This is a genomic window from Dysgonomonas sp. 520 (genome assembly GCF_010501095.1).
Taxonomy (GTDB): domain Bacteria; phylum Bacteroidota; class Bacteroidia; order Bacteroidales; family Dysgonomonadaceae; genus QVMP01.
Genome location: NZ_QVMP01000026.1, coordinates 68,989 through 82,553, shown reverse-complemented (window position 1 = coordinate 82,553; position 13,565 = coordinate 68,989). Strand labels below are relative to the sequence as shown.

Sequence of the window (13,565 nt, the reverse complement as noted above, 5' to 3'; positions counted from 1 at the left end):
ATAGTACTATATCAAGTCAAAAGAGTTACAATATTGGCTCTTACACCAACAATGCTGATGGTATAATAAATAGACATACCTACATAACTGGGGAAGAAAATGTTTTCGGAAGCCTTTTTCAGTGGGGACGTATTCCAGATGGACATCAGAAAAATAATCCGGCTTTAAACAGCATGTTATATACAGGTATGACAAGTGCGGAGATAGCTTCCGGTTCACGCTGTTCGTCTAATGACGCCTCTCGTCCTCTAGATCAAGTGAAAAATTCATCTGCTTGGTACGGAAAATTTATTTATAACGTGCCTTCCCCATTTAACTGGAGTCCAAAAGATCAGGCCTCAGCTGATCAACTATGGCGTACTTCCCGTTTCGTACAGAATGACCCATGCGCACATTACAAAGAGGATGGAACTTATCAGGAATTCTGGCATACAGGAACTGATGGACAAAATAATGGGAATGCAGCTTGTACTGATGCCGGAACAGCTTGGCGCTTACCCTCTCAAGACGAATGGGGGTCTATATACAAAAGCGGAACCATTTCAGGATCACCCGAAACAGCAACAGCCAACACATGGTCTTGGTATGGTGGAACTGCTACCCCCATTACCGGTATACGAGGCTATGAAATTAAGCCAGATGGTACTACAGCAACACTTTTTTTACCTACGAGTGGTCTCCGAAATCATAGCGACGGTCTACTTTACACTCAAGGTACAGACGGTTTTTATTGGAGTAGTAGTATTAGTAGTACTAGTGCATATTACTTGTATTTCGACAATAGCAATATTATTCCAGCCAACAGTCACGACCGCGCCAACGGCTTTGCAGTACGTTGTGTGAAGAATGAGTAAACACCCCGCCCCTACACTCCCCTCGTCCTTTCGGGTTTCGTTACCCGAAAATCGGGATGTAGGGGCAGGTCTTTGGTCTGCCTGAGAATGTTCTTTTATTTTCGGCGTTCTTTCTGGCGCACTTTCTTCGAAAGTTTGCCTTCGTTCAATTGCATTAGTCATTTCTCGTGACTCGGCATAGCCTAAGTAAACTTGGCTCTGCTCTCGCTACTTGAAATGTTCATTTTGTCTTGACACAAAACGAACCAAAAAGTCAAGGCTTAGCTTCTCGGCGACCCGTTACAATCTCACAGGCTAAATTGAAAGAACTCGCTTCGCTCAAACAGCTTTCTATTTTACGCCTTGTTTCGCTTAACGTGTCCCCGCCTGCGAAGCAGATGCCATTTCGCCTGACGGGAGCAAACGTGACATTTGGCTGATTGATGGGGTACCCACACAGCGAAAATAAGCGACCAGAACAAAAAGCTGTTTGAGCATAGCCAAACCATTCTGGTTCTAGCAGTCTTTTGGTGCGAGTTATTTTTTGTTCAGCTTATAAGCTGTTTGTGGGTCGGCAAGAAGCCGCGGTCACAGAAAGCCTTTTTGATTCCTTTTGCGGCTTGGGGCAAAAGGAATGCAAGCAATCTATATGATTGCGCGCAGGATATATTATACAATAGAAAAGAACACTTTTCAAATACTGATTCGTCTTGATAATAAAAGAATAATGAAAATAAGAATTTTATATATTGCAGGAATACTACTTTCCCTCTCCACTTTCGGAGTTGCAGCCCAAACAATTGACGTGCAACTACCCTACTATGCTGGCAGGGATTATTATTTCTGCCTGTTGAAAGGATCAAAGCAAGATACAATCGCCACCGGAAGGCTAAACTCAAAGGGCAAAGCCGCCATCTCCCTACCCGAAAATTATCGTGGTGTTGGTCGATTTTCGGTGCGTGAGTATGCCAAAATATGGAATATCATCGTCAACGGGAATGAAAAGGTTTTTATGAGCGAACCCGACTCAGTGGAAGCAAATCCATCTTTCAATGGTTCTGTTGAAAACAATTTTCTGCTCGATGCCTTTACCCGTCAAAACAAAATTATAGAGGAATACGGCAAGGCTATTGATCCAAACCTAGCTCAACCATTAATCTTTCCCTCACCAGAAAAACGAGTGGAAAACGACTATCTACTTTTCCGCAAACAGATAAACGATAATCCGCTATATGCCGCACGAATAATAGAAATACTCAATTGCCTAACAGGTGTAGGCAGTTCGTTCAACATTTCGCAGGAAGATATATTGACAGAACAAAGGGAGTTTATCACCCGTAAGGTAAGTTTCGAAGACCTCTACACAAGCGGATTTTGGCAACCCATATTCGATTCATGGATACAAATGACTTCGGCAAACGACAGCCTTTTGTTAGATGACAGTCGCTATATGCTCGAAAGATGCGGAAATGACATTCCTATGCGCAGGGAGGTGACCCAGACCATCATCCGCACGTTCAGTAAATATGGCAAAGATTATCTGCTCGCAGAACTTGGCACGGAATACCTGACTATGCCTCTTAACGGGCAACTTGCACCGGAAATAAAAGTCGGCGGCACTTCTTTTCTTCCTAAAAACAGCCTGATTATCTTTTACGAAACAGGGTGTGGCAGTTGTCACTACGAACTAGAGCAATTGAAAAGCAAATATAAGCTACTTTCTGACAACAACATACGAATAATATCCATCGCTGCCGATATCGGACGGGAGGTTCACGAAGAAACATCAGCAAAACTTCCCTGGACGGATAAATTTTGTGATTTTAAAGGCTTCGATGGAGAGAATTTCCGCAATTATGGGATTGTCGGAACTCCTACCTACATACTTACCGACCGTGAAGGTATCGTCCGTGGACGCTACGCTCAACTGAAAGAATTGGTGAAGGATTGATGGACAAGTAAAATGTATGAATAAAGCAAAAGGTCGCCAAAATTGGTGACCTTTTTTGTTTTTCAGTGATCCCGCTGGGGCTCGAACCCAGGACCCCATCATTAAAAGTGATGTGCTCTACCAGCTGAGCTACGGAATCTCCTAGTGTGCTTTTATCTTAAAAGCGAGTGCAAAGATATAGGATTATTTCAAAAATAAAAAATTTTCGGACTGTTTTTTTACAAAAATATACGTCGCCATTAGTAGTTATGACTCGAATCAGCTACAAAACACCCTATAGCACAAGTAGCAAACAACGAATTATCAAACACTTATAAGCATAATTTCAGTTTACACAGACAACTAATCTTTTAAATAAAAATCTAGTTGTATCTTTGATTTTTAAATATAGAACTAGAAATATAATCAACGCATAATGTCTGATTCGCTTAAAGACAAAACCATATCCGGACTGAAATGGAGTGGGTTGGAAAAATCATTCCAACAACTATTCGTATTTTTTGCCGGAATTTTCTTGGCCAGAATCCTACATTTGAGCGATTATGGATTAATTGCCATTTTATCTATTTTTGCCTACGGAGCCAATGCCCTGACGGAAAGTGGTTTCTCAGCAGCGCTGATAAGAAAGAAAGATGTAACGGAAGATGATTACAACACCGTCTTCTGGTTCAATATTGCCTCAGCATCCGTTCTGTATGTAATTCTCTTTTTTCTGGCTCCTGTCATAGGCAATTTCTACGACGAGCCAAAACTTGTGCCACTATCACGCGTTATCTTCCTGATGTTCCTGTTCAATGCCTTTGGAATGGTGCAAAGCACACAGGTCATAAAGGCAATGAATTATAAGCTGAACACACAAATAAACGTCATTTCAATTATTGTATCATACACCATTGCCCTCATCTTAGCCTATCGGGGACATGGGATTTGGGCTTTAGCCGCACAATTGGTGATTCACCCTGCATGTAAAACCATTTTCTTATGGTTGGGAAACAAATGGAGACCTAAATTCATTTTCTCGACAACAGCATTCAAAGATCTATTCCGATTCGGAGGAAATCTGCTTGCCCACAGCCTGATATACACTTTCACCTCCCGCAGCACATCCAGCTTCATAGGCAAATATCTCGGAATAGCATCCGCCGGCGTCTTCGAAACAGCCAACCGCCTCTACAATTCGGGTCTGGATATGTTTATGGGCACAATACTTAATGTCTCTTTTCCGATGATGTCGAAAATAGAAAGTGACGCAGAGTTGAAAAGGATTTTCAGGAAAATAACACGGGTATCTTCATTTCTCATTTTCCCTTTCTTTATGGGTTTGATGCTCACCGCCCGCCCTTTCATAATTTATGCTTTAGGCGACAAGTGGGCGGCATCAGTACAAGCACTGCAAATATTGTCGCTTTGCGGCATATTCTTCACACTGAACACGTTGAACACAAACCTGTTGAAAACCGCAGGCAAATCCCTGTACATACTCATCACAGAAATTGTGTATGCTTCGCTGATAGTTATTATCTTCATATTGGCCGTTTCGCTCAAGTGGGGTTTGTATGAAGTGATTATGGGTATCGCTCTAACCAATTTCATCTCGCTTACGATAAATTTTTTCAGAGTCAGGGAAATAATAGGATACAAACTGACGGAATACCTGAAAGATATCCTGCCATACCTTTGTATAGCCGCTTTTTCAATCGCACTGGGATTTTCGCTGACCTATTTCATAACCAACCTACTGCTACTGCTCATTCTTGAAATAATAGTTACAGCGGGAGTTTACATCGGAGTGACGTATATACTGGGATCGAAAATAATAAAGGAACTTTTTTCCATGCTCAAACTGAAAAAGATATAAACTCAAACAACTTATGCCTAAAGTATCAGTACTCATACCTGTTTACAATGCCGAGAAATATCTTCGGGAAGCTATCGACAGCATACTCGAACAGTCATTTTCTGATTTCGAACTGATCATTGTCAACGATTTTTCGACAGACGGAAGCGAAGACATTATCCTGTCTTACGACGACAAACGCATCAGATATTACAAGAACGAGGAAAATATAGGCATTTTAAAGACCCGCAGACGACTGATCGAATCCTCAACAGGGAAATATATCGCTTATTTGGACAACGACGACCTTGCACTCCCTGAACGCCTTTATACGCAAGTTCATTTTCTGGACAATAATCCCGATTATGCACTCTGCGGAACCTGGGGCACATTGATTGATGCGAATGGAAATTACCTGAAGAAAATGAACCTGACGGTTAAATACGAAGAAATAAAATGCGCTCTTCTCTTCGCCAATTGCTTCATACAGTCGAGCATGATGTTTCGCCAGGAAATACTTGTCGATAATCCTTACGACATCAATTTTCCCTTGGCTAAAGATTACAACCTTTGGTCGCTGCTTGCACTCCGATACAAAGTATGCAATATTCCTGCCCACCTGATAAAATACAGATGGCATCAGAGCAACGAGAGCAAGAAAAAGGAAGACTTGATGACTTCGCTCACCAAAAAGGTCTATAAACGGCAACTATTGGGGTTGGGCATCGACGCAACAGAAGAAGAACTGGAAATACATAACAAAATAGCCTCGAACCGGAATCCGGAAAAAATGTCGGACAAAGAATACTTCTGCCAACTAAGGACCTGGATGAAAAAACTAGCCGAAGCAAACAAAAAAACAGAAACATACAACAAAGATATGTTTCTGGCTACAATATGCTTTCGCTGGATTTTCGCCTGCAAAGAAAGGCACGCCTATCCACAAATTCTTAAACTTCCTGTCGCCCCCACCATAGACAGCCTCAAAAACCTGCTGAAACTGCTCTATGACAGGACTAAATAAATATTCTACTTCACAACGAATACCAGATTTTATCAAAAATCATATTTTATACCGGCACCAAGTCCGACGGAAAAGGGGTTATCCGTTCTTATGCTTATAGGCTGATTGTTGTCGAAGAAATACGACAGTTTGGGTTCCACATAAATATTCCATCCTCCATAAACACGATATGCCACACCTGCGGAAACATTTACAGACCATTGAAGACCATCGACACTCGATTTCACGGAGGTAGATTCACCTTTATTGTTACTGAAAACCATGTTTTGAGAATATTTCAAGCGCAGACCCTTCTCAACCATTCCTCCCCCCGCCAGATAGACATTCCATTTTTTTTGATTGTAGAGATAAAACACGGCATTGAGAGGTACACCCAAATAATGCAGCTCCGACTTGGCACTGCTGCGGGAACCTCCTACCCCTTTGAATTTGGAGGACAAATAAGTATATACCAATCCACTTTCCAAAGCAATGCGGTTGCTTATGTTTTTGCGGACAGTGATTCCGAACGACAATGGCGCATTGTGCGTTGCATCAGACAAATTTTCGGCAATACTTGATTCTTGCCATCCCAGATATGAATCTTCAACCTTACCATTTGCTAAAGATGGACTGTACTTACTGGCATAAGCGTATATTTCCGAATCAATATCGTTTTCATTTCTTGTTGACCCGACAGAAAGACCAAGTTCCCAATTATTTTGCTTTGCTTTTTCCATTCTGAAAACCGGTATTTTAGAAGAATTGTCCGGTAAATCTACATACTCATATTTTTTCTCTACTCCATTTTCTTCAATTCCGCTATCTATGTCATTATCGGTGACATCCGATTTATCGACAACACCAACATCATTTCCTCTTTCAATATCGGGTATAGGAGCGGAAACGATAGACGAAGAATTTTTAGAAACAGCATCGGGTTGCTTTTCTTTCGATTTATGCAAAAGAGGAGTTGCTGTCGCAGCATCATTTTCTTGCGGTTTACTCTCCGGTGGAGTTACGTTTAAAGTTTCGGAGATATCTTCAATTTCATGAACTTCCGCTTTACCCGTAACCTGAGCCATTTCTTCAATTTTGGAAGTATCTGAAATGTATGGCACAACCAAAAGCAACAACAATACGACTGCCGCTGCCGCAGAAAACACAATCCATCTCAAGTTTTTCCGCTTAGCCGGTTTCAACCGAGACTCTATATTGTTCCAACAGGAGTCATCAACTTTCATTTGATGATCATCCAATCTTTGTCTCATGTATTCGCTGAAACGATCAAGCTGTTCTTTATTATCACCTGTCATATTCTACTTCGTTTCTTTTACAATTACCAGAGATTCGAGTCTCTTCTGCAATATTTTTTTTGCCCTTACAAATTGCGACCGGGAAGTGCTTTCTTTCACGCCCAGCATTTCCGCAATTTCGCTATGAGAGTATCCCTCCAAGGCAAACAGGTTAAACACTGTTCTATATCCTTCGGGCAATTCTGCGATGGATGCCATCAGTTCGTCGGCAGAAATTTGGTCTAAAGCGGAAAAATCCATGTCATTGATATAACCCTCACATTCTTCTATATCTACACTTTGTTTGAGAGCATCGTTACTGCGCAGATATTGAAGGGCCGTGGTAACAAATATACGCCTTATCCACCCCGAGAAAGCGCCGGTTTCGGAATAAGTATCTATCTTGGTGAATATTTTGATAAAACCCTCCTGCAACAGATCTTGTGCCGTTTCCTTATTATTCACATACCGCATGCAAACACTCATCATTGCAGGCGCATACAGCTCATACAATTCTCTATAAGCCTGCGACTCGCCACGTTTACATCTGGCAATTAATAATTTTTCATTCATTCGTAACCGACACTCTCTATTTACTATGATGTTTTTATAAATCGAAAAGCTGCATCCCGACAATAATATTATCTAAAAATAGTTTGACTATTCATTTTATTTTCTCTTTTTAAATTGTTTAACTTTTCAATTTCGATATAAAGAGGATGAAGTGAGGGCGGAAAAAAGGGGGAAGGATCTGGAGACTCAGCAGTCAGGTGTTGCTCCGTTTTATATAAACAAAAAAAGAGGTAATATCTCTATAACCTCTCTTTACCAAATAGCGAACCTTGTCTTATTTCTTAGATTCCTCTACCGATACTTTTCTAAACTCTTTCAATGCTTTTTCGATAGCCAAAGAAGTTTTTCTTGCACGCGTTCCTGCAGCTTTATTGCCGTTTTCAACTTGCAAAGCCGCATCCTTAGTAAAGTCCGAAATAAGTTGGTTTAAGTTTTCTAGTAATTGTTTCATAATTCTCTTGATTTTAAAAATTCGTACAAATATAACATGATAAAGAAACAATCAAAACGGCTTTTTTGTTTTTTGTAATAAAAATTTTTTGTCGAATTATTTTCCGAATCCTTTTTCCAACCCCAATATTAACACTATGCAACTGATATTTAGAGCAGTACCACACACAGTATTTCTATCCGAAACTTTTTACCGTATCTTTAATTATTTCGATACATTCTTGCAATTGCTCTTCGGTTATCACCAAAGGAGGAGCAAAACGAATGATATTGGTATGCGTTGGTTTTGCCAGTAATCCATTTTCGGCAAGTTTCAGGCAAATGTCCCATGCCAGGTCTTTGTGCCCCTCGTTATTTATAACAAGAGCATTTAAAAGTCCTTTTCCCCTAACAAATGAAGCGATCTTACTATCATCGCACAACTGTTTCATTTCATTCCTGAATATTTCGCCCAAGGCAAAGGCATTTTCGGCAAGTTTTTCGTCCCTCACCACCTCAAGGGCAGAAATAGCCACAGAGGCAGCAATGGGATTGCCTCCAAACGTAGATCCATGCTGTCCGGGATGAATCACCTCCATAATCTCGTTGCGTGACAGTACGGCCGAAACAGGATAAGTTCCACCCGAAAGCGCCTTACCCAATATCAGTATGTCAGGTTTCACATCCTCATAGTCGCAAGCCAGAAGTTTACCTGTACGGGCAATGCCGGTTTGCACCTCATCGGCAATGAAAAGAACATTATTTTTCCGGCAAAGGTCGTAACATTGTTTCAAATAGTCATTGTCAGGAACATAAGCCCCGGCTTCTCCCTGAATAGGTTCGACCAAGAAACCTGCTACGTTTTCGTTTTCTGTTAATACCTTTTCCAGAGCAACAACATCATTGTAAGGAATGACGATGAAACCGGGAGTATAAGGCCCATAATTGTTGTAGGCATCAGGATCGACCGAGAAAGAAACTATTGTGGTAGTGCGCCCATGAAAATTGTTTTCACAGACAATTATTTGGGCAGAATCCTTTTCCAAACCTTTTTTCTCATAAGCCCACTTGCGGCACAATTTAAGTGCGGTTTCAACAGCCTCAGCACCCGTATTCATCGGCAATACTTTATCGAAACCGAAGTATTTTGTCACAAATTCTTCATACACCCCTAACCTGCTGTTGTAGAAAGCTCGTGAAGTCAATGTCAACTTTTTTGCCTGTTCTACAAGCGAATTGACAATTTTGGGATGACAGTGCCCCTGATTTACAGCCGAATAAGCGGAAAGAAAATCATAATAGCGTTTCCCGTCCACATCCCAAACAAAAACACCTTCGCCACTGTCGAGCACAACAGGAAGCGGGTGATAGTTGTGTGCCCCGTATTGGTCTTCAAGCTCCATCAACGAGGCTGCAGTTAATTTTGTATTCATATCTGTGGTTTTTATGGTCTGTTTTTCAAAATTACACATTCCTGGGGATAAATACCTCGGCAATCATGCACCTGACACTCCCTCCACCATATTTTTCGATAGTAGGGATGGGAATGCTCACAATCTCGACGTGTTTCAACAGTTTGTCCGTCTGATCGGAAGATAGCGAATCGTATGCCGCCTGCGACATCAACAACAAATGCTTGCCGGCATTATCCTCCACCTGAAGCATATTCCCCGCAAATTGGTGCATCTGATCTTCCGATATTTCAATGACTTCCTTTTCGGTAAAAGTCAGAGATTCGAGCACTTGTTTCCTTTCGTCCAAATCGTCAATTGCATCGAGGCAAACAACAGCAAACTTAGTGCCTATGCACATCATCACATTGGTGTGATAGATAGGTTTTCGTTCACCATTCACAGTTTGATGAGCATGAAAACTCACCGGACGGAAATTAAACTCCCTACAAAAACGGAAGAACAACTCTGCATCTGTTCTCTTCGAAATAGCTGCATAAGCCACTCTGTTTTCACGGTCGAAAACCATACTGCCCGTTCCCTCAAGAAATTTATTTTCAGCTTCGGATGCAGTATAATCGGCTATATCAAGGATAACGAATTTGTCTTTCACCATCTGGTTGAGAATATCGCTACGCCTTTCCAACCGCCTGTTTTCGGCAAACATCGGATACACGGCAATCCGTCCGTCGCTATGGAAAGATATCCAATTGTTCGGGAAAATAGAATCGGGCGTATGGGGTTCTAATGTGTCCTGAACAACATACAGGTTTACGTCCTTTTCTTTCAGTATGCCAACCATATTCCGAAACTCAGACAAAGCCATCTCCTGAATTTTATCCGGTTCCACCGGGTCATTCTTCTGAAAATGATTATTCGATGCCGTTTGTTCATTGTAGTTGAAAGCAACGGGTTCAATCATCAACAGCGTATTTGTTGTTTGTCTTATCATGATATTTTATCCTAAAATTTATATGTTAACATTATAGCTTGTTTTTAGCCGATTATATTAGTTAGTTGGTTCTTAAATTAGGCAAACCGCAAAGGTACAATGAACGCAAACTTTTTTCTTTTGTCATGCTGAGTGTAACGAAGCATCTATATCTAGTAACCGTCTAGACTTTTTCGTTTTATTCAATTTTGTCATCCTGAGAGTATCGAAGGATCTGTTTTTTAGATGTTTCACTACGTTCAACATGACAAAAACTCAAAAATTAAGTATAATTTAAAAAGTCTAGATGACTTCCTAGTAAACAAGGCACGAGATACCAGTTTTCTCGTCGCATGGGATTTACAATCTTTTGTTGTCGGAAGTGTCTCAAAAGTCCTCAATTTTAGAAAACAACCCCACCCCCTAAAGGGGAGCACTGATTTTCTCGTCGCATGGGATTTACAATCCCATGCTTGGCTACTACCCGAATTTTAAATTCGGAAAATAACAACTCCGGGGTTACAAACCCCAGAGAACAAGATTTGTATATTTTCAGGGGGGTAATCGTTTGCCCCTACATTTTACATCAAAAATAACGCTTTATTCGATACAATTTCTATTAGATGCTCTCCAACCAAAGCTTCAGTAGAGCCAACATTTCGTTGTGATATTTAAAACTCTTATTCATACCCCAACCATGTCCTCCGACCGGGAAAATATACATAGTGGCAGGAACGTTGTTTTTCTTCAAGGCTTCGTAATACAATATGCTATTTTCTGGAATCACACCTTTATCGTCATCGCTCAAAAGCAAAATTGTTGGAGGCGTTGAAGCGTTCACCTGATTTTCGTTGGAGTAAATGTACAAGTCGGAAACTGATGGTTTATCTCCGAGAAGATTATTTTTTGAACCACCGTGAGTCACTCCCGGTTTCATTGTAATGACAGGATAAAATAAGATGGAAAATGCAGGCCTGGTTTCTGTCGATACGAAACGAGTGGATGCCGTAGCCGCAAGATGTCCTCCGGCAGAAGATCCGGCAATACCGATTTTATCGGGAGATATTGCCCATTCTTTTGCTCTGCTGTGAACAATGCGAAATGCCTGTTGAACATCATCCAAAGGAACTTCTTTATGTTTGTTGGGCATCCTGTATTTCAATACAATGCCGGTGATGCCTTGTTGTTGCAACCACTGAGCCACCTGAACCCCCTCGTGATCCATTGCCAAACCGGAATATCCACCTCCGGGACAAATGATAACAGCTTTGCCTGTATTCAGCTTTTTATCGGCTAAATAGACTGTCATATCCGCTTCGGAAACATCAGCAGAACGTTTCATAACGGGTATTTCCTTTAGACCGGACAGTCCGTTATCTGTGGGAGGGTTTCCGTTCCACAGGTTTATCACCTCCTGAGCATTTGCTCCGGACACAAAAAAGAAAAGGGAAAGAAATAATACTACTTTTTTCATGATATAATTAATTTGAGATTTTTCAGAGCTTCGTCTTCGCATTGAGTCATGTGCTTCCTTTCCTCCGGAGACTTATCGTTAATGCCGCACAAATGGAGTATTCCATGAATAATGATCCGGTGCAATTCGTCGATGAAATCGGTACCAAACTGCTCCGAATTGGATTTCACAGTATCAAGGCTTATGAATATATCTCCCGAAATAATGTTATCTTCACTATAATCGAAAGTAATGATGTCGGTGTAATAGTCGTGCTGCAAATATTCCCGGTTTATTTGCAGTATTTTTTCATCCGAACAAAAGATGTATGCAACATCACCCACCGCCTTGTTGTAAGATGCAGCTGTTTGTTTGATCCATTGCGAAATAATTCTCCTTTTTATCGGGGGAAGTTTTACTTCTTCATTCTGAAATAAGATTGCCATATACTTTTATTAGTTACGAGTTACAAATTTTTCTGTAATTGCTAAATCAAATCCCTCCCTTTCGGGGAGCTCAGAAGGGGGTATTGTGTTATCCGAAAAACATATACGCCACAAAAATAGCCGCTATCACACCTGCCAAATCGGCCAGAAGCGCATAAGGAATCATATACCTTCCGTTTTTTATGTTGACCGCACCAAAATAGACGGCTGCAATGTAGAATGTGGTGTCTGTTGCTCCCTGAAACACTCCCGACAGGCGGGCAGCAAAAGAATCGACATCGAACGTTCTGATCGCTTCCACCATCATGCCTCGTGCACCGCTTCCGCTCAGAGGCTTCATAATGGCTGTTGGCATAGCATCTACCCAACGGGTATCGAAATTGAGAGCCGAAACACCATATTTCAGTCCATCGAGCAGATAGCCCATTGCTCCCGATTCTCTGAACATGCCAACCGCAACAAGAATTGCGATCAGAAACGGGATAATCTTCACCGCAACTGCAAATCCATCTTTTGCTCCTTCTATAAAACTATCATATACATTTATTTTTTTCCTTATCCCGCTGACAACGAAAAGAACGATTATTGTGAGTAAAATGAAACTCGCACCAAAATTGGACGCAAGTTCAACCTGTTTTGTCGACATGTTCTGAAACAGGAACATGACTCCTGCAATCAAAGCAGCAATCCCGCCAAAAGTGCCAAGTATTACTTTATCGAAAATATTAATGCCCTGTTTTATGCAAACGGCAAGCACCCCGACAAGAGTTGCCACAAAAGTTGCAATAAGTATAGGTATAAACACATCGGCCGGATTAGCTGCACCTGCCTGCGCCCGTATTGCCATTACCGAAACCGGAACTATCGTTAAGCCTGAAGCATTCATCACCAAAAACATGATCATCGAATTGGATGCCTTGCTTTTATCGGGATTTATTTCCTGCAATTCCTGCATAGCCTTCAATCCTGCCGGAGTGGCGGCATTATCCAGCCCCAACATGTTAGCGGAGATATTCATCAACATGGAGCCGCTTGCGGGATGATCCTTCGGAATTTCGGGAAAAAGCCTTTTGAATAGCGGATAAATGGCACGCGAGAAAAGTTTTATCATACCTCCGTTTTCACCGATTTTCATCAATCCCATCCAGAGGGCAAGTACGCCTGTAAGCGCAAGGGACACCTCGAAGCCTGTTTTGGCTGATCCGAATGTTGAATTGACAACTTTTATAATCGTATCGTAATCTTGCAAAAAGATGAGCTTGGCAACAGCCACTACAAAAGCAACCAGAATAAACCCCACCCAAATGTAGTTAAGAACCATAGTACAAATTATTAAGACAAAATAAAATCAAAAATAAGATAT

At 41.3% G+C, this 13,565-nt stretch carries 11 protein-coding genes, 1 tRNA gene and 1 pseudogene; 4 read left to right on the top strand and 9 right to left on the bottom strand.

Annotated features, from left to right (window positions below):
- A pseudogene (locus D0T56_RS14415) lies at positions 1-854 on the top strand (hypothetical protein); the annotation flags it as partial.
- A 706-nt stretch (positions 855-1,560) separates the two neighbouring features.
- Complete coding sequence (locus tag D0T56_RS14410; protein ID WP_163320864.1) at positions 1,561-2,784, top strand: peroxiredoxin; 1,224 nt, start codon at positions 1,561-1,563, stop codon at positions 2,782-2,784.
- 66 nt (positions 2,785-2,850) lie between these two features.
- Here the strand turns inward: D0T56_RS14410 and D0T56_RS14405 are convergent.
- Positions 2,851-2,923, bottom strand: a tRNA-Lys gene (locus tag D0T56_RS14405).
- 276 nt (positions 2,924-3,199) lie between these two features.
- Here D0T56_RS14405 and D0T56_RS14400 point away from each other — a divergent pair.
- Both D0T56_RS14400 and D0T56_RS14395 read left to right on the top strand, forming a co-directional pair.
- A complete protein-coding gene (locus D0T56_RS14400; protein WP_163320863.1) occupies positions 3,200-4,642 on the top strand; it encodes a lipopolysaccharide biosynthesis protein in 1,443 nt (480 codons plus the stop codon).
- A gap of 13 nt (positions 4,643-4,655) precedes the next feature.
- Positions 4,656-5,645, top strand: coding sequence for a glycosyltransferase family A protein (locus tag D0T56_RS14395; RefSeq protein WP_163320862.1), 990 nt, complete (start codon positions 4,656-4,658; stop codon positions 5,643-5,645).
- A 32-nt stretch (positions 5,646-5,677) separates the two neighbouring features.
- On the opposite strand, the gene D0T56_RS14390 is transcribed toward D0T56_RS14395, so the two are convergent.
- From D0T56_RS14390 to D0T56_RS14355, 8 genes are all read right to left on the bottom strand, one after another.
- Positions 5,678-6,940, bottom strand: a complete 1,263-nt coding sequence (locus D0T56_RS14390; protein WP_163320861.1) for an outer membrane beta-barrel protein — start codon at positions 6,938-6,940, stop codon at positions 5,678-5,680.
- A 3-nt stretch (positions 6,941-6,943) separates the two neighbouring features.
- Positions 6,944-7,492, bottom strand: coding sequence for an RNA polymerase sigma factor (locus D0T56_RS14385; protein WP_163320860.1), 549 nt, complete (start codon positions 7,490-7,492; stop codon positions 6,944-6,946).
- Between the two features lie 274 nt (positions 7,493-7,766).
- Positions 7,767-7,943, bottom strand: coding sequence for a histone H1 (locus tag D0T56_RS14380; RefSeq protein WP_163320859.1), 177 nt, complete (start codon positions 7,941-7,943; stop codon positions 7,767-7,769).
- A 175-nt stretch (positions 7,944-8,118) separates the two neighbouring features.
- Positions 8,119-9,354 (bottom strand): ornithine--oxo-acid transaminase, encoded by a 1,236-nt coding sequence (rocD, locus tag D0T56_RS14375; protein WP_163320858.1) that lies wholly within the window; start codon positions 9,352-9,354, stop codon positions 8,119-8,121.
- A gap of 31 nt (positions 9,355-9,385) precedes the next feature.
- Positions 9,386-10,324 (bottom strand): citrulline utilization hydrolase CtlX, encoded by a 939-nt coding sequence (gene ctlX, locus D0T56_RS14370; protein WP_255491185.1) that lies wholly within the window; start codon positions 10,322-10,324, stop codon positions 9,386-9,388.
- Between the two features lie 598 nt (positions 10,325-10,922).
- Positions 10,923-11,777: an alpha/beta hydrolase gene (locus D0T56_RS14365; RefSeq protein ID WP_163320857.1), complete on the bottom strand. Its 855-nt coding sequence runs from the start codon at positions 11,775-11,777 to the stop codon at positions 10,923-10,925.
- Complete coding sequence (ybeY, locus tag D0T56_RS14360; protein ID WP_163320856.1) at positions 11,774-12,202, bottom strand: rRNA maturation RNase YbeY; 429 nt, start codon at positions 12,200-12,202, stop codon at positions 11,774-11,776. Before ybeY ends, D0T56_RS14365 begins: the two co-directional genes overlap by 4 nt.
- Positions 12,203-12,290: 88 nt before the next feature.
- On the bottom strand, positions 12,291-13,523 hold the full coding sequence (locus D0T56_RS14355) for a nucleoside recognition domain-containing protein (RefSeq protein ID WP_163320855.1): 1,233 nt from the start codon (positions 13,521-13,523) through the stop codon (positions 12,291-12,293).
- Positions 13,524-13,565 lie beyond the last annotated feature (42 nt).